The 23,718-nt window shown below is 34.0% G+C and carries 19 protein-coding genes and 3 pseudogenes; 7 read left to right on the plus strand and 15 right to left on the minus strand.

Annotation, left to right across the window (positions count from 1 at the left end; all coding sequences use genetic code 11):
• Positions 1–306: 306 nt before the first annotated feature.
• The 5 genes and pseudogenes from ppsA to BTOYO_RS01915 all read right to left on the minus strand — a co-directional run bounded on the left by ppsA (position 307) and on the right by BTOYO_RS01915 (position 7,241).
• Positions 307–2,910 carry a phosphoenolpyruvate synthase gene (gene ppsA / locus BTOYO_RS01900; RefSeq protein WP_000094175.1) on the minus strand — a complete coding sequence of 868 codons (2,604 nt, stop codon included), beginning with the start codon at positions 2,908–2,910 and terminating at the stop codon, positions 307–309.
• Positions 2,911–3,342: 432 nt separating this feature from the next.
• Complete coding sequence (locus BTOYO_RS28200; protein ID WP_372418624.1) at positions 3,343–3,666, minus strand: LPXTG cell wall anchor domain-containing protein; 324 nt, start codon at positions 3,664–3,666, stop codon at positions 3,343–3,345.
• A gap of 45 nt (positions 3,667–3,711) precedes the next feature.
• Positions 3,712–5,475 (minus strand): annotated as a pseudogene (locus BTOYO_RS01905) (leucine-rich repeat domain-containing protein); the annotation flags it as partial.
• Between the two features lie 162 nt (positions 5,476–5,637).
• Positions 5,638–5,979, minus strand: coding sequence for a YolD-like family protein (locus BTOYO_RS01910; protein ID WP_000786246.1), 342 nt, complete (start codon positions 5,977–5,979; stop codon positions 5,638–5,640).
• Entirely contained in the window at positions 5,976–7,241 is a 1,266-nt protein-coding gene (locus BTOYO_RS01915; RefSeq protein WP_000272635.1) for a Y-family DNA polymerase, read from the minus strand. Before BTOYO_RS01915 ends, BTOYO_RS01910 begins: the two co-directional genes overlap by 4 nt.
• A 712-nt stretch (positions 7,242–7,953) precedes the next feature.
• Between BTOYO_RS01915 and BTOYO_RS01920 the strand changes: the two genes are divergently transcribed.
• Positions 7,954–8,373 (plus strand): DUF1259 domain-containing protein, encoded by a 420-nt coding sequence (locus BTOYO_RS01920; RefSeq protein ID WP_001178952.1) that lies wholly within the window; start codon positions 7,954–7,956, stop codon positions 8,371–8,373.
• Positions 8,374–8,579: 206 nt separating this feature from the next.
• On the opposite strand, the pseudogene BTOYO_RS01925 reads toward BTOYO_RS01920, so the two are convergent.
• The 3 genes and pseudogenes from BTOYO_RS01925 to BTOYO_RS01935 form a co-directional block, all read right to left on the minus strand.
• Positions 8,580–8,852: pseudogene (locus tag BTOYO_RS01925) on the minus strand (M15 family metallopeptidase); the annotation flags it as partial.
• Between the two features lie 178 nt (positions 8,853–9,030).
• On the minus strand, positions 9,031–10,620 hold the full coding sequence (locus BTOYO_RS01930) for a bifunctional metallophosphatase/5'-nucleotidase (protein WP_000913767.1): 1,590 nt from the start codon (positions 10,618–10,620) through the stop codon (positions 9,031–9,033).
• Positions 10,621–11,208: 588 nt separating this feature from the next.
• On the minus strand, positions 11,209–12,045 hold the full coding sequence (locus tag BTOYO_RS01935) for an alpha/beta fold hydrolase (protein ID WP_001074316.1): 837 nt from the start codon (positions 12,043–12,045) through the stop codon (positions 11,209–11,211).
• 500 nt (positions 12,046–12,545) lie between these two features.
• Here BTOYO_RS01935 and ycaC point away from each other — a divergent pair, with 500 nt between their 5' ends.
• The 4 genes from ycaC to BTOYO_RS01955 all read left to right on the plus strand — a co-directional run bounded on the left by ycaC (position 12,546) and on the right by BTOYO_RS01955 (position 16,415).
• A complete protein-coding gene (ycaC, locus tag BTOYO_RS01940; RefSeq protein ID WP_000131223.1) occupies positions 12,546–13,190 on the plus strand; it encodes an isochorismate family cysteine hydrolase YcaC in 645 nt (214 codons plus the stop codon).
• A 141-nt stretch (positions 13,191–13,331) separates the two neighbouring features.
• A complete protein-coding gene (locus tag BTOYO_RS01945) occupies positions 13,332–13,976 on the plus strand; it encodes a hydrolase (RefSeq protein ID WP_000067160.1) in 645 nt (214 codons plus the stop codon).
• Positions 13,973–14,566, plus strand: coding sequence for an antibiotic biosynthesis monooxygenase (locus tag BTOYO_RS01950; RefSeq protein WP_000806845.1), 594 nt, complete (start codon positions 13,973–13,975; stop codon positions 14,564–14,566). Before BTOYO_RS01945 ends, BTOYO_RS01950 begins: the two co-directional genes overlap by 4 nt.
• Before the next feature lie 13 nt (positions 14,567–14,579).
• Positions 14,580–16,415 carry an amidohydrolase gene (locus BTOYO_RS01955; protein WP_001052841.1) on the plus strand — a complete coding sequence of 612 codons (1,836 nt, stop codon included), beginning with the start codon at positions 14,580–14,582 and terminating at the stop codon, positions 16,413–16,415.
• A 296-nt stretch (positions 16,416–16,711) separates the two neighbouring features.
• On the opposite strand, the gene BTOYO_RS01960 is transcribed toward BTOYO_RS01955, so the two are convergent.
• The 6 genes and pseudogenes from BTOYO_RS01960 to BTOYO_RS01985 all read right to left on the minus strand — a co-directional run bounded on the left by BTOYO_RS01960 (position 16,712) and on the right by BTOYO_RS01985 (position 21,904).
• Positions 16,712–17,590, minus strand: coding sequence for a LysR family transcriptional regulator (locus tag BTOYO_RS01960; RefSeq protein WP_000423209.1), 879 nt, complete (start codon positions 17,588–17,590; stop codon positions 16,712–16,714).
• Positions 17,591–17,808: 218 nt separating this feature from the next.
• Positions 17,809–18,285: pseudogene (locus tag BTOYO_RS27885) on the minus strand (MarR family winged helix-turn-helix transcriptional regulator).
• Between the two features lie 428 nt (positions 18,286–18,713).
• Positions 18,714–19,664 (minus strand): magnesium transporter CorA family protein, encoded by a 951-nt coding sequence (locus tag BTOYO_RS01970; protein WP_000388991.1) that lies wholly within the window; start codon positions 19,662–19,664, stop codon positions 18,714–18,716.
• Between the two features lie 305 nt (positions 19,665–19,969).
• Positions 19,970–20,995, minus strand: coding sequence for a ParM/StbA family protein (locus BTOYO_RS01975; protein ID WP_001257274.1), 1,026 nt, complete (start codon positions 20,993–20,995; stop codon positions 19,970–19,972).
• Between the two features lie 35 nt (positions 20,996–21,030).
• Positions 21,031–21,432 (minus strand): hypothetical protein, encoded by a 402-nt coding sequence (locus tag BTOYO_RS01980; RefSeq protein ID WP_000683231.1) that lies wholly within the window; start codon positions 21,430–21,432, stop codon positions 21,031–21,033.
• A gap of 85 nt (positions 21,433–21,517) precedes the next feature.
• Positions 21,518–21,904 (minus strand): YflT domain-containing protein, encoded by a 387-nt coding sequence (locus BTOYO_RS01985; protein ID WP_000549418.1) that lies wholly within the window; start codon positions 21,902–21,904, stop codon positions 21,518–21,520.
• 118 nt (positions 21,905–22,022) lie between these two features.
• Here BTOYO_RS01985 and BTOYO_RS27890 point away from each other — a divergent pair, with 118 nt between their 5' ends.
• Both BTOYO_RS27890 and BTOYO_RS01990 read left to right on the plus strand, forming a co-directional pair.
• Positions 22,023–22,178, plus strand: a complete 156-nt coding sequence (locus tag BTOYO_RS27890) for a hypothetical protein (protein WP_002093610.1) — start codon at positions 22,023–22,025, stop codon at positions 22,176–22,178.
• A gap of 212 nt (positions 22,179–22,390) precedes the next feature.
• Positions 22,391–22,756: a YxeA family protein gene (locus tag BTOYO_RS01990; RefSeq protein ID WP_000714079.1), complete on the plus strand. Its 366-nt coding sequence runs from the start codon at positions 22,391–22,393 to the stop codon at positions 22,754–22,756.
• Between the two features lie 46 nt (positions 22,757–22,802).
• Here the strand turns inward: BTOYO_RS01990 and BTOYO_RS01995 are convergent, their stop codons facing one another.
• Positions 22,803–23,513, minus strand: a complete 711-nt coding sequence (locus BTOYO_RS01995) for an alpha/beta hydrolase (RefSeq protein WP_000758850.1) — start codon at positions 23,511–23,513, stop codon at positions 22,803–22,805.
• Between the last annotated feature and the right edge of the window lie 205 nt (positions 23,514–23,718).

Here is a 23,718-nt window from a genome sequence, read left to right on the forward strand (position 1 = left end):
CTTATATAATAATGAAAATTCAGATAATTTACAATATGTTGTCTGAATTTGTAATATTTTTGAAAATATTCTTTGTTTTAGATTGATGTACATTCTAATTCATCAATCTTCATGGTTGCTTCTTGCATGTGAATGAGTATCGTAGCATGTATGTCTCCTTCTACGACAGGGGCATTCAAAGAAATCCAATTCATATGCTCATTTTTATTTTAATTTTCAGTTTCAGATGGATGATAGCAGCAAGCTTACAATCATAAAAAGATCGTCCGCTATATTTAGTGGACGATCTTTTTATTTAAAATATAACTACACTATCTCAATATATCCTTCTGTTCCATGTACCCGAATTCGTTGCCCGTCTTTTATTCGTTTCGTAGCATTCTCTACCCCGACGACTGCTGGTAATCCATATTCACGCGCAATCACTGCCCCGTGTGTCATGAGTCCGCCAACTTCCGTAACTAACCCTTTTATAGACACAAACAATGGCGTCCAGCCAGGATCAGTAAATGCCGTAACTAATATATCTCCATCTTCTAAACTTGCATCTTCCATGTTTAAAATAACACGAGCTCTCCCTTCTACCACTCCAGAAGAAACAGGCAAACCTACTATTGCTTCGGTAGGGAGATTTTCTCGTTTATATTTACCTATAATAATTTCACCATCAGAAGTAATAACACGCGGAGGTGTTAGTTTTTCATATAATTTGTACTCATTTTTTCGTTTATGAATAACTTTGTAATCTAGTTTATTAGTGCGGACGACTTCGTGAAGTTCTTCAAAAGTAAGATAGTATATATCTTCTATTTCAGTAATAACGTTATTTCGCACGAGTTGCTCGGCTTCTTTTAGTAATGCCTGCTTATATATGAAATAGCGATTAATCATTCCGTATTTTGGGTATTCACGATAGCCAGCGAAATTCCGAATTATACTGATCATTCGCTTCGTCTCTTCTACTTTTTGTTTGCCATCTGCTAAATACTGCAATTTGTCTAATAACTCTTCTTCTCTTTTTAAAGCCTCCTGCAGCCCTTCTTCAAACTTCCGCTTACTAGCACCAGCTTCAAAATCTCTTATATTATTTAAAATCATCGGGATAATTGTAGTTGGTTTTTCACTCCAGCGCGTTTTCGTAATATCGATTTCGCCGCTGCATCTCATTCCGTATTTATTTAGAAACGCCTCGATTGCATCTCGAACTTTTTCCCCGTCTTTAAACTGAACTAGTTCATCTAAAAAGCTGTCATCTTCTATATGCTGTAAATACGCAATGACTTCTGGATACGGACGAATCACATCTGCGACATCCAATAATGCTAAACCCATTTCTGAAGTAATATTATTTTGTACAGATTGAGAAAGTGTGTCTGCTGCATTTTTTTCTCCTAGCCATTGCTCCATCTTTTCATTGATCCATGATAAAGCATTCATACCTGCCATAATGACAGCCATACTTTGCGGGTGAAATAATATTTTCTTTAATTGCTGAATATCTTCTAAAATAAAATCAAGTACATCTGATCCTGATTTCGTTTGAATACTTTGTTTTAACTCTTCTATCGATGCTTGACTGTTCTTGATTAAATCCGTAACGATTGCTGGGTCGTTTTCGATTTGTGGTTGCGAGCTTGCAGGTGGCATACTTTTTCCAAGACTTTTTTCTTCTTCATCCGGTAACAATTTAATAAAATTATCTCGCTCTATTACAGTCATTAATGCATCTTTAATAAGCGGCTCTGATTCTCCTATTGTATTTAATAAAAATTCTCTACTAGCAGGTGAGGCCAATCTTTGTGCAACATCAACAAACAGCCTTCCCCCAGCTTGAAACCTCGGTCCAAAGGATGTTAACTGGAATAAAGACATTCCTAATGGCTTCAAAGGATCCGTCATCATTTGCTGGTGACCGACCGATACATACACATGATTTTCCTGATCATTCGCTTCTGGAATTGGATACAAAGTCGTTATCGGCCTACTTTGAACAATATAAAATGTATCATCAACTAAACACCATTCAATATCTTGCGGACAACCAAAATAAGCTTCAATCTGTCTTCCGATGCGTGCTAATTGTAAAATTTGTTGTTCAATAAGTGTTTGAACTTTTTGCTGATTAGGAGCAATTTTCTTTGTCTCTGTTCCGCCTTCTTTTCGTCCATAGATGGCTAATTTTTTCGTTGCGATGACCTTTTCGACGATTTCGTCTTCTTTTACCTTATAATTATCGGCAGAAACCAATCCAGATACTAGCGCCTCGCCAAGTCCAAAGCTGGCATCGATTGATAACACCTTCCTATTAGAAGTAATCGGATCCGCAGTAAATAAAATCCCTGAAGCCACAGGGAAAACCATTTTTTGAACGACAACACCTATAGAAACTTGATTATGATCAAAGCCGTTTTGCATTCGGTATATAACCGCTCGATCTGTAAATAAAGAAGCCCAACACTTTCTTACATGCTGCAAAACCGCTTCTTTTCCGATGATATTTAAATACGTATCTTGCTGACCAGCAAACGAGGCATACGGTAAATCTTCAGCAGTAGCACTAGAACGCACTGCATATGCATGTTCATTTCCAAAACGCGAGAGATAATGAGCTACTGATTCCACTACATCAACTGGAATTTCCACTGTCATAATGGCTTCTCTAATTTTCTTACTAATTTCACTAATTTGATCTCGGTCCTCAATTTTTAGTATGGCTAGTTGATTCAACAAAGTATGAAACACTTCAATTTGTTCAATGGCTTTTTCATACCCTACTGTTGTAACACAAAATCCTTCTGGCACTTGTATACCTTGAATGTTTGATAACTCCCCTAAATTCAATCCTTTTCCACCAACGAGAAAAAGCTGTGTTTTTTCTATTTCCTGAAAATCGAGAACGAAAGAACTCATTTAACATCTCTCCTTACTAGTCATGTGTTCTTGATTTTAGCAGTAGTCAATAAGAATAAACAGTCTATTTCGAACGTTAATTACATGATATAATTAAGTTAGGAAGAGATATAGAAAATAAAAATGGATTCACCTAAGCTGACTTACTATTATTTATTTAAGAAGCTTCTTATTAAAATATAAAGTTACTAAAAGAAAAAAGACAATCCAGACAGATTGATAATGTAAAAATATCTATTGAAATAAAAATAAGAACAGCCTTCTTCGTTGAATGGCTGTTCTTATTTTTGTTACCATTATTAAAAATTCAGGATAGCACATCTAATTTTGCTCAAAGAAAGAATCCTATATTTAGGATAATCCCTTCAAATAACTGTATCGCACAGATTACTTCGATTTTTCAATTCATTAGTTAGCAAAAAGGTTTTTATTTTAGTTAACTCTCTTTAACCTTCTATATAAATAAGCTCCTATCAACATTAATCCCCCACCAAAAACGGATAACCAATTCGTATCATGTCCTGTAGCAGGTAATATCTGTTCCTTCTTAACAATTTGTTTATTCAATGCGTTATTTTTAGTAATTTGCGAATTCACTCGATCTATTCCTTCACCTTTTGGATCTGTCACTTCACTTTTTGGTTTTGTCACTTCTCCTTTTGGTTCTGTCACTTCACTTTTTGGTTCTGTCACTTCTCCTTTTGGTTCTGTCACTTCTCCTTTTGGTTCTGTCACTTCTCCTTTTGGTTCTGTCACTTCTCCTTTTGGATCTGTTACTTCTCCTTTTGGATCTGTTACTTCTCCTTTTGGATCTGTTACTTCTCCTTTTGGATCTGTTACTTCTCCCGATACTTTATCCACAACATTTTGTATTACTGTACCAGTGTAAAAGATGCCTGTATCAGCAAATGGATCTTTTACTCCAAACTCATATACTTTCTCACCTAACGTATTCCATGTAATTACACCATTATTGTAAGTGCCGCCATCACTTTTTAAACGGATTTTTGTAGAGATTTCACCGTCTTTTTCATAAATAGGTACTTTCACTTCTTTATGTACTTCTACGTCCTCTAAAAAGACTTTTTGATTTTGAATATTAATGTATGCTTGCTTACTTAATTCGATAACAGGTCTAACGTCACGAATTTCATTCGCTACAAGGCTTAAAAACGTTAGTTTTTTCAACTGACTAATTGGTGATAAATCAGAAATATAATTTGCCTCTAAATCAAGTTTTTGCAAGTTTACTAAATTTGATAATGGAGTAATATCCTTTAACTCATTATTAGGTACATCTAATACTTTAAGATGAGTCATTTTAGTAAGTGGTGTCACGTCTTCAATTTGATTTTTCCCAATCCATAATTCATCTAATTGATTCAATTGGTCAATGCCCGATACATCTTTAACCTTATTACGCGTTAATACTAAATCTTTTAAAGGTAATGCATATAACGGTGTAATATCTTCAACTTGATTACCCGCTAAAGTTAAGTATGTTACATTTTTTAACGAGCTTAATGGAGCAACGTTCGTAATTTTATTATTTGCTAAATTCAAGTAATCTAATTGTCCCATTTTTGCTAATGCTGTTACATCTTCAATTTGATTGCCTGCTACATATAAACTTTTCACATTCTTCATTTCAGTTAGTGGTGCAACGTTCGTAATTTTATTATTGCTTAAATCAAGAGATTCTAAATTATCCATTTTAATAAGCGGTGTTACATCTACAATTTCATTACCGCGCAAAGCTAAATGGTTCAATTGTTTTAAGTTCGCAAAGAACGACGGATCTGTTATCTTTGCATTAGCAACTGTTAAAGACTTTAAATTAGGCATATATTTCAATCCACTATAGTCGAGGATCTCATTCGTATTTAAAAATAAGTTTTTTACTTGTAATAACTCTTCTTTCGTAATTGGTGTATTTAAATCTTTTCTATTAAATACTTTTTTATTAACAAGTTCCCTTAATTTTTTGTCCGTTATCATATTTTGACTATCAATTTGATGATCCGTTTCCTTATCACCTGCATTAGAATTATCATCTGGTTTCTCAGTTTCTTTGTTATTTGCTGTCGGATCTGAAATTTCAAATTGAACTTGATATTTATGATCATATCCAATAGCAGGAATGAGAATATGCATTTGCATATTATATCTCTTCGAAAATTCTCCTATTTCAAACTGAACTACTTTCGTCCCATTTTTCCTCTTATCTTCTGACAATACTTTCACATCGTGAAATACACCTGGTTGATTTCTATCTTCTATTCTAAGATATTGGAAATAATCGCTATCTTGTACTGTTGCAGTAACAACTTTTTTCCCATTTTCAATCTTAACTTTGGGATCTTTTATGTATTGAGACACCATGGATGGCTCATCTTTTTGATCTTTATATATTTTGATTTCAACATTATATACACGATCTGTTACCATAACTCCTGCTTTATTTTCTGCTATTTTTTCCGCTGCTTGCACTGGGCTAGAATAAACAGCAAAAGGAATAGCTAATGTTGTAGCTACTACTAACGCTCTCATATTATTTTTTTTCAAAGCAATATCTCCCTTTATACAAATAAATTATCTCTCAAATAAATGATAATGATTTTCATTATCATTGTCAATGGGATTTTTTCTTTTTATTTCTTGAAGTCCACACTTTAAACAAACCGTTAGAGTGTTTAAAGTGTGACCCTCCATGCTAAAAAAGCTATTCTATTCCATTTCAATTAAATCACCGAATTTAAAAGTACGTTTATGCCCAAAAGCATCTGTACAAATAATCGTCTCATTTAATGGATTAATATCAACTACTGTTATGTAATTTTTATATAAGTAGCCACCTTTATAATATGTAAGTAAAATCTCTTCCTCACCTAAATAGGAACATAACAACTTATTTTCAAGCACTTCTTTTGCATCCTCTGTTAAGATCGGACGCGTGACTTTCGTTTTCACATGTATCATTTCTTTAATAACTGCGAATTGCTCTGGCATACTAGCGAACGGTTGCCACTTTACCATCCCTCTTCCTTTTGGCATATTAGCATTCTTCACGATTTATGTCCTCCTAATAATGTGTTTCTATATCTTGATGTTGCGACGCTTGTGTAGGAAATCCCACGTAAAATACTGTTCTTACCAAACCGTGTTCGAATTTCATCCATAACTTTCGTTAATCGGATTTCTTTTTCCCTTTGTACAATGTTATCGAAAAGCGAAATTTGCTCTTCACCTTCATTAATAAGGTTTGTTAATGAGACACTTAACGATCTAATCGGTTCTCCTGTATAGCGCTCATATAAAAAATATGTACAAATATTGTAAATATCCATCGTTACATTTGTTGCCCGATTTAACGTATGCGCCTTTTTTATTCCCCCACCGTATTCCTTGCTATACCCAATTGAAAAATGAATTGTTTGTGCATATTTCTCTTCTCTTCTCAACCTATAACAAACTTCTTCTATATGCTCTAATAAAATAACTACGAACTCTCCTATCGAATAATCCCGTAATAATATTTGGCTTTTCGCTATAGATGTTGTCGCTGGAACGTATTTCTCTGCTATTCTGCTAAAATCAATCCCGTTACTATGTAAATGCAATTCTTCCCCTATTACACCGAAAGATTGCTTTAAATATTTCAAAGGATACTGAGCTAATTCTCCAATTGTATGTATACCTTTTCGATTCAATTTCATTTCAGTTTTGTACGATACACCCCAAAATTTACTGATTGGTCTAATACTCCATAACTTCTCGGGTATATCGTCATACGTCCAGTGTGCTATTCCATCTTTACTCTTTTTCGCTTCAATATCCATCGCTACTTTACTCAATAATAAATTAGGCCCTATACCAATCGTACTTTCAATCCGTGTACGTTCATATATTTCTCGCTTGAGCTTTAATGCGAATTCGAGCGGATTACTCGCAAACAAATGAATACTTGCAGTCATATCCATGAAAAACTCATCGATACTATATTGATGAAAATCTTCCGGCGCAACATATTGCAAAGCTAAACTAGTTATGAAAGTTGAACATTTCATATACGTATGCATAATCGGATTTGCAATAATAATATCTGGCCGCTTCGGTATTTCGTACAACCTTGCCATTTTCTTAATCCCTAACGCTTTTAATGGCGGTGTTACTGCTAATACGATTGATCCACTCCGATTTACATCTCCTACGACAGCCAATTTTGTATAACGTGGATCCAGTCCTTTTTTAATACATGACACACTTGCATAGAAGCTACGAAGGTCTACACAAAGAATAATACGATTCGGTAAAAGAGAATAATCATACAAGGTTATCACCCCTAATAAGGAACATTTGTTCTTATTATATACGAACTAATGTTCTTTTAAAAGATATTTCTATGAAAATTTTGGTTAAAATAACCGTAATTTAATAATTTGTTTAAGAAAAACATAAGGAATTCCCTTCTATATTCATAAGAGGTTTTTTCTATACTTAAAAATATAAATAGATACAAGGAGAAACAACTGAATTCTTCTTGTATAAACAAGGTATTTTAGAACCCATTCTTTTGTATTCAAAAAAGTCTTGTTTTTAAATAGATATGTTCATAGTAGCAATATACTTATATAAGAAAGACTTATTTCGAAAAAAATACTATTTAGCAGTACTTTTTATAGAAAATAAAATATTATTGGTTATTTTCTCACCGTTGTTTTTCTAGTTTTATCATTCAAATTTAGACACATATTTATCTTACCTACATAGACTAAAAGCGTATAATTACATACTTTATAGATTTTTTATAACAATATCTCGAACGGACTATCATGAATCATAAATTTAATAACTCGAATATACTAATCATTTTCGAATAAATTCTAAATATTTAAATAATATAGCGTGCATTTCTTTTAAAATAAACATTGAATAAATTAAAATTACAGCCTGTTTTTTTAATGTTGAAGAAAGATTGTTTATCTGTATTTCATCAATCAAATCTCTAATTACATAATTTTGTACGAGAAAGGGATTGAATTTATGCAAAATTTTAATTTCATTTGTGAACAATTTGCTACAATACTTAAAGGGAAAAGTAAAATAAGTCAAGGTGGTTGTTCGGTGTCTTTTCACCGCGATTTTAGGGTGCTTGTTCAAGGAAAACCGAGTACCTATGTAGTACCCGTCGGAGTAAGTTTTGAATCGTTGGATCAAAATGGTAATGCATTAAATTTAGGCGAAATCGCTATTCTACAAGAAGAGACTCCTGCATTTATGAAATCAATTGTACAACAAGGAATTATTGTAAGTGCTTTACATAATCACTGGCTTTACATGAATCCCTTAATTATGTATATTCATATCCAATCTGTAGAGCCTCCATTACATTTTGCACAAAAGTTAGCCAATTCTTTTTTGTCCTTAAGTAGCTATCCTATCGCTAATAATGAGGGGCAATAATTGGTGTTTAGGATATATTTACACATTACACTTTTCATATGTGCGAACATAATAAAATCATTTCACTTTTTACTCAAAAGAAAACAACTGCCTATCAAATTTTTAGATAGGCAATTGTTCAATCTATTAAAATAAAGCACCCTACTATTTTATAAAATACTATTCTCCAAACAAAAAATACAGATTTCCAATTCACTTTAGCCTTCTTATCTCATATATTCCCCTAAAGTTAGTTTTTCCTTGTATATTTTTTCAGCATCATCCCCTACATAGCGAATGTGCCAAGGTTCATACGCATAACCAATTACATTCTCTTTTTCCTTTGGATAGCGAATAATAAATCCTGCACGATGCACATTTTCTTTCAGCCATTTCCCTTCCTTCGTCTTAGCAAATGATAACTCTAGTTCATTATTTATACTTTTAACATCCATCGTTAAGCCTGTTTGATGTTCGCTATGTCCCGTTTTTTCAAAAAAGACTCCCTGTACGTCCAGGATATCAACTTTTGTTTATTTCAATTTTTTTCGGCACTCTGCATCTAGACGGTATACCCATTGGCCACAGTTAGACTATTCAAATCAAAAAAATAGATTACCTGTACACTAAAAAGTATAGCGCACAGGTAATCTAGTTGTTTTTGAGATTAATAAAAAACTAATTTATTTTTTGAATTCTTCCATCAATAATAGACTGAATTGGTTCTTTTGATTTTTTTATATAATCTACTAGTGCTTCAAAATCGGTTGGTCCTGTTTCAGCATCTTTACCGTTTTTAAAGGATACAAATCCATCTCCACCTGAAGCTAGAAATGCGTTCGCAACGACGCTGTAAGTTTTAGAAGGAATGATTTCTTCTCCATTTGTTAAGCGAATACTTTTTACTTTTTCTCCATTAGGCTTATTCGCATCCCAAGTGTATTGGATCCCTGAAATTTGAAGCATTCTTGTTATATCTTTTTGCCATTGTTGATTTAAAATATCACGAATGTCTTGACCTGTTAAATTTACTTTTATTAATTGATTTCCGAATGGTTGAATACCATATATCTCTCCCCATGTAATATCACCAGCATCTAAGTCATTACGAATACCACCAGGATTCATAAGTGCAATTTGGGATTGCATTGTTGCACGCTGGGCATCAGCAACCAAATTTCCAAGAGTAGATTCACCAGCCTTATTGAGTTTGCGATCTAGTGGAGCAATAGACTTACCTACAACTTCATTAACAAGAGGTGCGATTTTTGCTTGATATTTCTCCATCTTCTTCTTTATTTTTTTATCAGGCTCCATGCCTTCATGGTAAGTTGTAACAATTTCTGCTTTTTTCTCAACAATATCTTGTGTCTTACGATCAATCTTTACATCAACATCAGCAAAAGCCATACCATAAGAATTTGCTTGTACGACAAGTTTATTATTGACAGTTCCATTTACATAGGTGTGGCTATGCCCACCAAAAATAACATCGACTTCTGGATCAGTCTCATTTGCTAATCGAACGATATCACCATTTGTTACGCCGTTTCCATCTGTTGTACCTCCGTTATGCGCAAGAACAACGATAGATTTAACGCCAAGTTTTTTTAATTGCTTTACGGATTTGTTAATAGCTTCAACTTCATCTGTAATTTCAACATTCTTTAGCATAGTAGGCATAACAAGGTTAGGAACATCCGTTGTTACGACTCCGATAAATCCAACAGGAACTCCTTGCACCTTTTTTATAGTGAATGGTGGTAAAAATAAACGACCAGTGGATTTATTATAAAAATTTGCGGCAACATATGGGAATTTTGCTCCTTTAAAATTGCCTGTTTTCTCATGGTATCCACCATAAATAAGGCGGTTCATTTCCTCAACACCTTCATCAAATTCATGATTTCCTATAGTTCCAACATCGAATTTCAAATCATTTAGAAATTCAATCGTAGGTTCGTCTTGTAATAATGCTGAAACAGGAGTACTTGCTCCAACAACATCGCCAGCATGTACCTTTAATGTATTCGGATTTTGTTTTTCACGATCACGTAAATAAGCCCCTAAGTACTCGATTCCCCCTGCATCTTTATTGTTAATTTTTTTTACAGTGTCTAGTTGCCCATGAAAATCGTTAATACCGAGCATTTGCACATCTATGTAGCGGTTTTGTTCTGTACTTGCTTGGGCTGAAGGCGCAGCAAATACACTAGTAAAAGTAACTGTACTTAATGCTAAAGCAACTGGAATGATTTTTTTCAACATAAAATTTCTCTCCCCTAATTAAAATCTGACATAATACGATGTTATTTTAATATATTAAGAGGATTATTTCTATAAAATTCTACTAATTATAAAAAATAATAAGATTTTATTGTTTTCTGATAAAATACTCCTTCCTCAAAAATGTGAAGGTGTAAAACGACAATTTTAAGTGGGAGATGAATATTTGTAGGCTTAAGCCTACACTTTTTGATTAAGATATAGGGGCCCCCACTCAACTTAAGAGGCTTCACTACCCAAAACAATAAAATGTACGTTTCTTTGTTTTGAGGATTATTCAAAATATTATCTTGATAGTAATATATCAATGCATTTAAGAGACCTAAAAAACTCTAATCAATACATTTTAGCTGTTAAGAAGATTATTCAATTCGAAATTAATGAGTATTTTTCATGCTAACGTCTCAATATCAAAATTTAAAAATAAGTAGAAATTTCGTAATGGATGATTACAGTGGTGCACTACTCCCGCATTTAAAAAGATGCTCCTGGATTTATCCAAGAGCATCTTTTATAAAACTTTATTTTAACTTGTTTATAATTTATCAATTAACAATTATATAGTTGTAATCAGTCCTTTAAAAATGATAGGAGTGCTTCATTAAATTCTTTGGCATGCGTTGCATTTAGCCCATGTGGACCACCCTTTATTAACGTTACTTTAGAATTAGGAATTGCTTCGTGTGTTAATTTCCCACTATATTCAAATGGTACAGTTGCATCTGAATCACCATGAATAATAAGGGTAGGTATATTAACCTTAGCTAAATCGCCTCTGAAGTCTGTTTTGCTGAAAGCAGCGATACAATCTAGTGTTCCTTTAGGCGATGCACCCGCAGCGATATCCCTATTGTAAATTCGAAATGGTTCACTAACTAAGTCAGTTCGATCTCCAGCAGCAAAAAATCCTTTCGTAAACTCATCAAGGAATGCTAGGCGATCACTTTTTACTCCATTTTCAAAACTTTGAATTGCTACATCATCTAATACACCCTCAGGATGGTCTGCTGACTTGTAAAGGAATGGTGGTACAGCTCCTGCAAATACAGCCTTCTCTACTCTATTAGTTCCATATTTCCCAATATACCGGGCTACCTCGCCTCCACCCATAGAAAAACCAACAAGTGTGACATTTTGAAGCTCTAACTGTTCTAATAGTTGATGTAAATCAGAAGTAAAGGTATCATATTCATACCCTTCCCACGGCTGAGATGATTTTCCAAAACCTCGACGATCATATGTTATAACTCTGTATCCAGCCTCAACAAGAGCGGGAACTTGGTATTCCCAAGATCGACCGCTTAACGGCCAACCATGAATTAGTACAACTGGTTTTCCTGTGCCATGATCCTCATAATATATCTCAATTGGTGCTTGATTTTCGGTTCCTACAGTAATTTTCGCCATTCTTCTACCTCCAAAAATATTCTAATATATATCCTTTTCTTCAATAATCCGGATGAATCTCATAGCCTATTTATGCATGTTTATGTTGTGAACTCTACTGTTCCGATGAATTCATTTTCTGTTTATGGACAATTCCCCATCTCCTACCTTTTTCATCACGAAGTATTTGCTGAAAATTCCTCCTATTCAATTCTAATAACAAAAATAGGTGACTATCAATATCGTTCTATCTATAGAATGTATAGGTAAAATCAATCTATTTTATAGTGAAAACAACTATAGTTACGACCTATACGAATTATAGATAATTTAGAATTGATTAACGAATCAGTTTTCAAATACTATAAATTTGTATAGCACTTCATGTTCTGTGAATGCTGCTATAACTAATATTATTGGTCAGCTTAGTTATAAACGAATCGTAACAAACGAAGAAACTTATGATAGTATTCGACTATTTAACTTTTCTTCGATTACTTAATTTTTAGGAGGAATACATAATGACTGATCTCTATTCTCGTATTAACAAAGATGATGCTGTCGTGCTTTTAGTAGATCATCAAACTGGTCTTATGTCCGGACTAGTACGTGACTATGGTGTTGATGAATTTAAGAACAATGTTTTAGCTCTTGCTCATACTGCTAAGTTTTTTGATTTACCGGTTATTTTAACAACAAGCTTTGAAAACGGACCTAACGGACCTTTAATGCAAGAATTGGTTGATCTCTTTCCTCACGCACAAAAAATAGCTCGCCCTGGACAAATTAACGCATGGGATAATGATGATTTTGTAAAAGCAATCGAAGAAACTGGAAAGAAGCAACTTATCATCGCGGGCGTAGTTACGGACGTTTGTGTTACTTTCCCAGCACTTTCCGCTATAAAAGCTGGATATGAAGTATTTGCTGTTACTGATGCTTCGGGAACTTTCAGTAAACAAGTTGCAGATGCTGCAAATACTCGCATGGCACATAGTGGCGTGCAACTTATGAACTGGTTTAGCGTAGCTTGCGAATTACAACGCGATTGGCGCAACGATGTCGAAGGTTTTGGCAATTTGCTTGCTAGTAATCTTCCAGGCTATCAAAATATAATTGGAAGCTATATGGGCGCGCAGCGAGATCTTAGTAAACAAAATGCATAAATGTATTTCAAAGTAATGACTTTAAATCACTTTCAAAAAAATGGATAGTATACATTTAGTGCTGATTAAATCAGCACTCTCTTTTAAATTAAAAGGTATAGCAAAATTTTTTTTTACAATTAAAAAAAGGAGCGTTTTATTATGAGTAATTTAGAATTGTTAAATCCAGAGAACAGTGCCTTAATTTTAATTGATTTTCAGCCTCAAATGACTTTTGGAGTTGCAAGTATTGATAGACAAACATTGATTAATAACGTTATGTTGCTTGCTAAATCAGCAAAAATTTTTAACGTACCTACTATTCTTACTACAGTTGAGACACGTAGCTTTTCTGGTTATTTTTGGCCACAAATTCTTGACATATTCCCAAACCATGAAATTATAGAACGCAGTTCAATGAACTCTTGGGAAGATTCAAAATTTGTTGAAGCAGTTAAAGCAACAGGTAGAAAGAAATTAATATTTGCAGCACTTTGGACTGAAGTTTGCCTTGCATTCCCTGTGCTTGAAGCAATTAAAGCTGGCTATGAGGTGTATGCCGTTGATGATGCTTCAGGTGGTACTAGTTTGACAGCACATAACGCTGCTATGCGTCGTGTAGAACAAGCTGGTGCAATTCCAGTGACAGCAATTCAAGTTTTACTTGAATACCAACGCGACTGGGCACACAAAGATACTTATGATGCTGTAATGGAGATTGTAAAGGAACACACTGGTGCTTATGGTCAAGGTGTAGAATACGCATATACTATGGTGCATGGTGCGCTTCCAAGCAGGAAAATATGAAACAAGAAGGAGTAGCTGTCGAAGAGACTTATACAGGGAACGCGATGGATGCTGCCGATCCAGTAACAACGATTGTTACATGGGAAATTCAACAGGGTAAAGAAAAACAGTTTGAAACATGGAGACATGAAATCGAAGCTGCCGCTACTAAATTTCCAGGGCATTTAGGTGTAAATCTAATAGTCCCAAATAACGAATTCAGAGAGTATACTGTTATTTTTCGCTTTGATACGTATGAGCATCTACGCGCTTGGCAAGAATCAGATGTTCGCCGAGATTTGTTAAAAACGGCAGAACAATTTCAAGTTACTAATCCAAGTTATAAAACTGAAAGCAGTTTGGCTTATTGGTTTGTTACTCCGAAAACGCCAGTCCCACCGCAAAAATGGAAAATGTCTATCGTTACCCTTCTGGGTGTATGGCCTCTTAGCATGTTAGTTCCTAAATTGATAGGACCTATCATAAAACATATGAACCCTATTATGTCCGCTTTTTTTGTTTCTGTATGTATAGTGTCCTTGCTATCATGGGTAGTTATGCCGATTTTCGGTAAATTATTTCATCCATGGTTACAAAATAATAGGAAGTAGACGAGGTGTGAATATGAATTTACCGGATATGATCTTATATAACGGAAAAATTACTACCCTTGATCCCTCTCAACCTGAGGTATCTGCTATCGCCATAACTGATGGTTTAATAACTGCAATAGGTGGAGATGAGCTTCTTGATAGCGCCACAGAAAAAACAAAAAAAATAGACCTTAAAAGAAAAAGAGCTATTCCAGGTCTGAATGACTCTCATATACACGTTATTCGTGGCGGTCTTCATTATAATATGGAATTACGATGGGAAGGTGTGCCTTCAATTGCCATTGCTCTCGAAATGCTCAAAGAACAGGCAAGGCGTACACCTGCTCCTCAGTGGGTAAGAGTAGTTGGAGGTTGGTCTGAATTTCAATTTAAAGAGAGACGGATGCCAACTTTGGAAGAGATTAATGCTGTTTCTGAAGACACACCTGTCTTTGTGCTACATCTTTACAATAGAGCACTTGTAAATCGTGCAGGGCTGCGTGCACTGGGATACACAAAAGATACCCCAGACCCTCCAGGTTGTTTAATTGAACGGGATAAACGAGGTAATCCAACGGGCCTTTTAATTGCAAATCCTAACGCTTCTATTCTTTATTCAAGTTTGGGTAAAGCTCCAATACTTAATTTTGACGACCAGATTAATTCAACTCGCCATTTTATGCGCGAATTAAATAGATTAGGTATTACAAGTGCCATTGACGCAGGTGGTGGTTTCCAAAATTATCCTGATGACTACAAAGTTGTTGAACATTTAGCCGAGAAGGAACAATTAACTTTGCGTATTGCTTATAATCTATTTACACAAAATCCAAATCATGAATATGAAGACTTTGCTTCATGGACAAAAATTGTTTCTCCAGGTCAAGGAAATGATAAGTATAAAATGAATGGTGCCGGAGAAATGTTAGTATTCTCGGCAGCCGATTTTGAAAAATTTCAAATGCCACAGCCCGAACTAGCTACGATGATGGAAGCTGACTTAAAGAAAGTAATTTCTCTATTGGTAGAAAACCGTTGGCCATTCCGTTTACATGCAACTTATGACGAGTCAATCACACGATTCTTAAATGTATTTGAGGAAGTCAACAAAGAAATTCCTTTTAATGGTCTACGATGGTGGTTTGACCATGCAGAAACAATCTCAGATCGTAGTATGGAACGTGTTAAGGCTTTAAATGGCGGTATTGCTATCCAAGACCGCATGGCTTTTCAAGGTGAATACTTTGTTGATTTATACGGAAAGGAAGCTGCAAAGCGTACTCCTCCGATTTATCGTATGTTAGACCTAGGTATACCTGTTGGCGCAGGTAGTGATGCAACTAGGGTTTCCAGCTATAACCCTTGGGTCGCTCTTTACTGGATGGTTGCCGGAAAAACCATTGGTGGTCTTTCGATATACGACGAAAAAAATAAACTTGATAGAAAAGTAGCCCTGGAATTATATTCAAAAGGAAGTGCGTGGTTCTCTGGTGATGAAGGTAAAAAGGGAATCCTTGCAGTAGGTCAATTTGCTGATATTGCTGTATTGTCTGCTGACTACTTTACTGTGCCAGAAGAAGAAATCAAGAACCTTGAATCATTACTCACTATTATGGGTGGGCAGGTTGTTTATGGAAATGATGAATTTAAAAGGCTATCACCTGAATTGCCGCCAGCATCACCTAATTGGTCACCGACGGGAGTTTATGGTTATGGTGGTGCTAACCTAGCCCACACTCTACTTTCTCACGATGCCCATGATCACAAGTTACATAGTTGCAGTAACCCTCTCCATCAACACACTCATACCATAATAGGAAAAGATGGAACTAAATGGGGTATTGGTTGTACTTGCTTTGCTTTCTAAGTCAAAACCACCGGTATAATGCCCGGTGGTTTTCTTTATGCAATAAGAATATGTAAAAAGAAATAGCAGTATATCCCTAATGGAATCTATTACTATGCGATAAGACCGAAGAGTTAATTGATTAACTTGACTTGTTTTTAACAGCCTTCTCCCCTTAAGTAAAATTCCATGGTATTCCCTTTTGAAGCGACTACACCACACATATAAATCTACTTGCCCTTTAACTGTAATTTAGGTCTTATCCTAAGAATTATGTATCATTTTTAATTCCCACACTATAATCATTATTATTTCTATTATACTAATACTTTTTTAGGTTCATTTAACTTCTGCATAAAGATACGTGCTGCAAAACTTAAAAATTTATCATCAAAGTGAATAAGATTAATATCTTGACTTGGTGTTGGTTCAATAATACGAACTATGCTCAAAGTATCATTATTAACGAAGTTAACCAGTGAAAGAGGTATTATGGCAACCCCATGTCCATTGTATACAAGACTCAATAGAGAAATAGAAGATTTTGTTTCTATATTTGCTTCAGATAAAGATAACCCTAAACTCTCACAATATATTTTAATAGATTCACGACAACTACATGAAACCATTATTCTACTCAGTCCTACTAATTCTCGAAAAGAAACAAATGATGTTTCATTCAAAGGATGATTTTTTGGAATGGCAAGGACAAGCTCTTCGCTATACAAAAGGGTGCTTGTTAATGTGTCTGGAATTTGAGCACTACGCGTGATGCCTATATCAATATTTTTATCAACGATTTGATTTACAGCAACTTCAGATTCTATAATTTTTACTACGATGTTGGGATAATGTTGTTGAAACTTCATAATATAAGGTGTTAAATAGGTGAGATCCTCTAATAAACCTCCTATAGTAATTACACCTCTTTGTACACCCTTTAATTCAAAAATTTCATTATAAACGTCATCAAATTGTTGCATGATAAATTTTCCTTTATCAAATAGCAGCTTACCCGCTTCTGTCATTTTGATACCTCTTCCAACTCGATGAAACAAAGGTGTATCAAGTTCACCTTCTAACACACGGATTTGTTGACTTAAAGTCGGCTGTGAAATACCTAGAACTTCCGCAGCTTTAGTAAAACTATTATTATTACAAACTTGAATAAAATACTCTAAATGACGTAATTCCATTCTTGATACCCACTCTCCGCTTTATGAAAGATTTATAATGAAAAGGACGATATGTATACGTTAATATAACAACTTTATTCCATACTGTACTGATTGAAATAATATGATTTATTCATTTTGTATTATAATACATTTACTACCACTTATTAATTTTTCCTCCTATTTATTTAATTTATATGTAATTAGGATATTACTAAACAGAAATAGCCTCTACAAACTTACAATTTCTGTGCGTAATATCCTAACTTTTTCAACCGTTTCATTATCATTTTTTTCTCAATATAGTCCAAACTACCAAATATTTGCCGAATCCCCTCTTTATGCTGAGGAAAAATAGTATCCATCAATCCAATACCTTCTGAAGTAATTGATGCATACGTGACACGGCGGTCTTTAGGACATAGTTTTCATCTCTTCTTTTCCCACCTATCCACTACATACGTGATACTACTACTTGCAAGTAATATTTTGTCTCCAATTTTTTGTATAGGCTGATCGCCTTTACTGTATAGTAGCTTAAGCACTGCAAATTCAGTTGGATTAAGTCCATAACTTTTTATATCCTCTTCAATACGCTTAGTGATTGACTGTAAATCCCTTGATAATATAACAAATAGCTTTAAAGATAAGCTCTCATCGTTAATCACGCTTGTAATTACCAATCCTTTACAACTTATCTTGAATTCGAGATTCATTATATTATCGTCAAAATATTATGTCAATAATTCATTTTAGCTATATCAAGCCACTTATAATTTATTTCTCAACATAAGACATATGGAATTTGAAGAAAACAATTGTTACTATATAAGTATCTCAATTACGTTATTTCTTTTAAAGAGAGCTTGTTTTCTAACGCAAGTTCTCTTTTGTTATATTCTAAATTGAATCCGGACAAATTTCAGATAATGATTCTGCCCATGTGTATGATATAGTTTTTAAACAAAGATTAGAGCCCTCCTACAAGAAGAAGAGCTCTAATCTTTCATATAAATATTCACCATTTTTATCATTGCGTGAACATCAAAACTTTAACTTGATGGGGATATGATACTACCTCAATTAATAAATATTACTAAACATATATCTAGGTTAATATCTATCATATTTTTTATAAAAAGGATTAATTGGATTTAAAAAAAGATTTCTTTTTCTTTACTCGTAATAAATCACCTGTCCATCCCTTCACTCGCATATACAAATACATACCTCCTGTTGTGAAAATAATAAATAAGAGAGCGATTAAATAGCTATATTTCCATTCTAGTTCAGGCATGTATTTAAAATTCATCCCCCACAATGCTCCTAAGGCTGTCAAAGGCGTACTCACAGCAGTTAATACAGTAAGAGCTTTCATAATTTCATTCCCACGATGAGAAGAAACAACTTCTTGTAAATGAATCATCGTGTCTAATTCTTCTTGGTACTCTTTAACGAGTTGTAATCCACGCTCTAATTTTACGTGTGTTTGTTTATAACAAAGGGTGTTTGTTAGGTTTTCTAACCAAGCTTCTTTCAGGCCTTGTAACACTTCTTGTATTAAGCGGAACACGTGTGTGTTCATAAATAATTCATGACGAATATGATAAATTTTTTCTAAAACTGCTATGTTATTATAATGATAAAAATCCCATAATACATTTCTGAAATTGTTTTCGAAATAGTCAACCTTTCGTAAGTAGTGAGATATAAACATTGATAAGATAGCACATAATCCTTCAGCGGAACTATTACAATTTTTTACACTAAAAGAGGAATTATGTATTAATTTTTGAAAATCCTCTTCCTCTTTTTCTTGGACCGTTATCAGTATTCCATGAGCTACGAAATAATGAAGAAAGTTTTGAATTTTGGCGTCCTTTTTATCTTGATCATATAAAAATGAACCATATACACAAGTTTGACTTGGTGATAACGTATAAACATATAATCCATTTTCACAGGGAGAACTTATTTTCTTTACAAATTGAGAGAAATGAGATGTTACATCACGAGGGATTATAGAAGAAAGATTTTCAAGCTCACTAGTTTTCACATGATACCAACTCCATTTCGGCATTTTTAGGCATTCCATATTATTCTTCCTTTCTAAATAGTTTTATGTTTGATCGAATCATATCCGTAATATGAAATTTGTATGTAGGTATTCATGTCTTGGAGGAAAAGTTTTTTGATCAACTAAATTACAAAATAAATGGCATAGGAGGTCTTATTCTGTTAAAAGGAAGACCCCCTATATATTAGCTATTTTTATTCTCAATTTTAAACATTTCCTCTATACAAGCACTTTTTATCTTTTCTTATAAAGAATTTATTATATGTGGAAAAGAAGCAACATAATTTGGCACGTCCATTCAACGAACTCCATTTCGGTCGTTATTATAATTTAGATTCATATGCAGATTGATTGGTGATGTCCTCAAATACTTGACTTCCAATAATATAGTATCCATGAAGTGCAGCCTCTTTCGAAGCGTCTACCATACGGAAAGAAGAAATTTCACCTTGCATTTTTTCAATTCGTTTTTTGTGGAGATCTACTATTCCTCCTGTCCAAATAATAGTATCGTACTGTTCTAACTTAAATTGTTCTTGTAATACACGCATGACGTCTTGGAAGTGTGCATCCAACTCTTTTTGAATCAAAGTATGAACCTGTTTTGTCTGAGGATTTTCTTCTCGACATTCATATCTTTTTTCTAATATTTTTGGCATGTCGTTAATATGCAAGTGATTACTTTCACCCCCATGATTCTGCATGATATTCTTAATGTTTTTCAAAGGCTTGCTACATCCTAGTTCTGTCTCATAATGATTTAAAATGACATTCTGTTTCATATCTGTCATTTCTAATGTACGAAATCCACCATCAATAATTAAGATACGATCTCGTTCCTGAATGATTCCCTCTTTTAAGAAATAGGCATGTAAAGCGACTGGTTGCTGAAGAATCAAAGCATTTTCCACCGTAATATTAATAAATTTCCCATCAATTTGCACGGAAGTTTCTTTTTTTAGTGCACGTTGTAATTGCTCATGCTGACTACCAAAACAAGTAACGGGAAGCCCAGTAACAACTAAAGGTAACACGACATTTTCTTTATAATCCTTTGCAATGCAACCAAATATTTGTTGTTTAAACCGTTCGCTTTCATAATAATTTTCTATTTCTTCGTCAAATGGAGGAAGAAATGATGCGTCAGATTGATGTGCTTCATTTCCCATGTAGTATGCAAAGTCTAAGTCTATAAAACTTACCTTTGTTAAATCTTCACTTTCAGCATGATTAGGTACAGGGGCTAGTGTGGAAGCTTCACTCTTAATCGTCACCTCAGAATCTACATCCTGTCGATATGCCCGCTTGGTAAAACCAATTCCTACATCAATCGCATACAGAGATCTCATACTTTTTTCCTCACTTTCTCTTTTTAGAATTAAATCTAAGCACTCTCTTCTTTCCCTTCTTTCATATATTTCTTTTCATTTTTCGTTTTTTCTCCATCTATGTCCTTACTATTTTCATTTATTTCGTAATCCTTCTCATCTTTTTTCTTTTTGTTATTTTCGTTTTCTGTTAAATCTTTAATGGTAGAAATGACAACCGGTGTGGCTGTAAGCAGTTGTGGTAATGTTTGTTTTGCAACATTAGCTGCAGTTACAGAGAATTTTTTACTTGTCTCAGTTACCTTCTCTAATGTTTCCTTTATGTTTCCTTCTTGTAGTTTGTCTTTTACGCTTTTTCCTGTTGTTTGTATAGCTTTCCGGTTTTCTTTTTTTAATAGGGAGACCATGACTCCGGTCGTAATCCCAATCACAGCATATTTAAATATCGTATGTTTCATTTTCCTCATCCTTCTCTACTTTTATTTTTTTCAATGCTACAACCTAAAATAATTACCTTACCTATTTATCAGATGTTGCAATCTATTAGAGAGAATGATAGTTTTGCGGCTGCCTATCACTCGCCGTTGGTGTTTCAGCTGTTACTAGGAGTAAAATTCTCCCTTGATCTAGTTTTTCTTCATATAAGTTAACTTCCTCCTTCGACAACCCTATTTCCTCCATTTGATTTCGGAGTTCGTCCCCTTTTTGGGAGAAAAAGTTAATAATACTTATGCCCAATCCTTGTTCTTTTACTCCAATCGTATTTGTGTTTGTATCATCCGCAATCTTTTTTGTTAGATGTTTTTCATGTGTTAAGACGTAAATATCATCTTGGCGAATCCCTTGCAATTCTAGCTCTTTTACTTTCATAACTACTTCCTGTTCATTTTCAAATTCATGAACCACCGGTTTTCGTTCATTCTTATGCATGGTATTTTTCCTCCTTTAGATTTTTATTTTTTTATTTAGTTGTTATGTAATATGTAATACACCTATTTTAAAGATGTTAAACCTAAATTTTCGAAAAATTTCATACAATAGGTTATTAATGTTTTTGAATATCAAAGTGATGTCACGAGAACTTTGCTTTGATAAAAGTGTTACAAATAACGATTTATTTGGAAGGCAAGCCCTTTATTTTATAGAAAATTTCTATATAGAAAAAGTTACAAAAGGAGTACAAGATACTTTTTTCGGTAATTAAATCAAAAGAAAAATAAAAAACCAAATAACCTACCATCAAAAAATAAAGAAAACAGGTTATTTGGTTATTCATTCCGTAAGCTTAATGCTCAAGTTAGTCTTTTTTCACACGGTCAAACTTTATTAAGAAAATATTAAGGAATTTCCCTCTATATTCATAAGAATTTTTTCCTATACTTAAAAATAAGTAAATTAACAAAAGGAGAAACAATCATGAAGAAATTTTTACTCTGCATATTAGGAATAGGCCTCCTTATATACTTACTACTGTTCATATTACGCGGGGATGTGGACCGATTTAATCCACTTGCTGAAGAAAAACATGTATATGCCGTTGCGAAAGGGTATGGTGTTCCCGATTATCATACGAACGGTAGAGCTATGTACTCGTTAAAAGGCATTGATGAATCTGGCAATGAAGAAGAGTATACAGTAGGAACGAATACTCCTAATGATTTTATAAGAAAAACTTACTTGAAAATTCATGTGAAAGGTAGGTATGTTTACTCGTACGAGGCTATTTCTGACAAGGATATTCCGGAGAAAATAAGAGGGAAATTGGAGATAGAAGTTAAATAAAAGAGCCCACTCGTATGAGTTGGCTCTTTATTACCTCTCCCGTCTATCATTGTTTTAACAACCATTCTTCCATTACTTTAACTGTTTCATCTTGTTGTGCTTTTGACGTAATTAAGCTAGCATTATCACCTTTTTGCTCGCCATACATGCCGAAATTAGCATGATTCCCCCCTTTTATCATGTGCATAGTTGTATTCTTTGACATTAACTTTTTATTGTTCTCTATTTTTTCTACAGTTGCTAAAGCATCTACTTCTCCATAAATAGATAACATTGGAATCGATTTGGTAGAGAAATCATCTGCGGGATAAGAACCTAAGAAAATGATTCCGTCTACCTTTTCTTCATGCTGAAAAGCATATTTAGAAATCATAGCTCCGCCCATTGAATGCCCTGCAACATACCATTTCTGAACTTCAGGATACTGTTCCATTACACTGTCTACTGCATTGATTCCAAGTATCGCTAAATTTAATGGTAACTTAGGCATTACTACAAAATGCCCATCTTTTGCAAGAGCTTCTCCTAAATAACTATAAGCTTCAGCTTCTACTTTAGCTCCTTGATAAAAAATAACTCCTATTTTAGCATCTTTCTCTCCAAAAACTATATTCTCTTCATCTTTTTTATTATCTACTAGAGACAAAGCCTCTTTCGTTGGTTTATAAGTAAACTGAGACCAAGTCAAAAAAGTAATACTTCCGATAATTAAAATACCTAATACAGAGTACAGAACAATTTTTATCCATTTCTTCACATATATGACCTCCCTAAGATGTGTATATTCTATACTTTAGATTATCATTAATAAAGTGAAAATTTAATCAGTGGGGGTTTTATTCATCCCCCACTGATTATCAGCCCTCACCAATCGGGCTTTTACAGGCAGCCCGATCCCCACCTAACTTCTTTGCTTTCGCTGAATTTTGAGGTGGAGGTCTTACTGCCCGTTAATGCGGGAT

The sequence above is a fragment of the Bacillus toyonensis BCT-7112 genome, from assembly GCF_000496285.1.
In the GTDB taxonomy this organism is placed as follows: domain Bacteria; phylum Bacillota; class Bacilli; order Bacillales; family Bacillaceae_G; genus Bacillus_A; species Bacillus_A toyonensis.

What these genes read in the sequence shown, in the direction of transcription:
- ppsA (WP_000094175.1), bottom strand. Translation starts at nt 2,910, where the DNA reads ATGAGTTCTTTCGTTCTCGATTTTCAGGAAATAGAAAAAACACAGCTT.
- BTOYO_RS01920 (WP_001178952.1), top strand. Translation starts at nt 7,954, where the DNA reads ATGCAAAATTTTAATTTCATTTGTGAACAATTTGCTACAATACTTAAA.
- BTOYO_RS01930 (WP_000913767.1), bottom strand. Translation starts at nt 10,620, where the DNA reads ATGTTGAAAAAAATCATTCCAGTTGCTTTAGCATTAAGTACAGTTACT.
- BTOYO_RS01935 (WP_001074316.1), bottom strand. Translation starts at nt 12,045, where the DNA reads ATGGCGAAAATTACTGTAGGAACCGAAAATCAAGCACCAATTGAGATA.
- ycaC (WP_000131223.1), top strand. Translation starts at nt 12,546, where the DNA reads ATGACTGATCTCTATTCTCGTATTAACAAAGATGATGCTGTCGTGCTT.
- BTOYO_RS01945 (WP_000067160.1), top strand. Translation starts at nt 13,332, where the DNA reads ATGAGTAATTTAGAATTGTTAAATCCAGAGAACAGTGCCTTAATTTTA.
- BTOYO_RS01950 (WP_000806845.1), top strand. Translation starts at nt 13,973, where the DNA reads ATGAAACAAGAAGGAGTAGCTGTCGAAGAGACTTATACAGGGAACGCG.
- BTOYO_RS01955 (WP_001052841.1), top strand. Translation starts at nt 14,580, where the DNA reads ATGAATTTACCGGATATGATCTTATATAACGGAAAAATTACTACCCTT.
- BTOYO_RS01960 (WP_000423209.1), bottom strand. Translation starts at nt 17,590, where the DNA reads ATGGAATTACGTCATTTAGAGTATTTTATTCAAGTTTGTAATAATAAT.
- BTOYO_RS01970 (WP_000388991.1), bottom strand. Translation starts at nt 19,664, where the DNA reads ATGGAATGCCTAAAAATGCCGAAATGGAGTTGGTATCATGTGAAAACT.
- BTOYO_RS01975 (WP_001257274.1), bottom strand. Translation starts at nt 20,995, where the DNA reads ATGAGATCTCTGTATGCGATTGATGTAGGAATTGGTTTTACCAAGCGG.
- BTOYO_RS01980 (WP_000683231.1), bottom strand. Translation starts at nt 21,432, where the DNA reads ATGAAACATACGATATTTAAATATGCTGTGATTGGGATTACGACCGGA.
- BTOYO_RS01985 (WP_000549418.1), bottom strand. Translation starts at nt 21,904, where the DNA reads ATGCATAAGAATGAACGAAAACCGGTGGTTCATGAATTTGAAAATGAA.
- BTOYO_RS27890 (WP_002093610.1), top strand. Translation starts at nt 22,023, where the DNA reads ATGTTTTTGAATATCAAAGTGATGTCACGAGAACTTTGCTTTGATAAA.
- BTOYO_RS01990 (WP_000714079.1), top strand. Translation starts at nt 22,391, where the DNA reads ATGAAGAAATTTTTACTCTGCATATTAGGAATAGGCCTCCTTATATAC.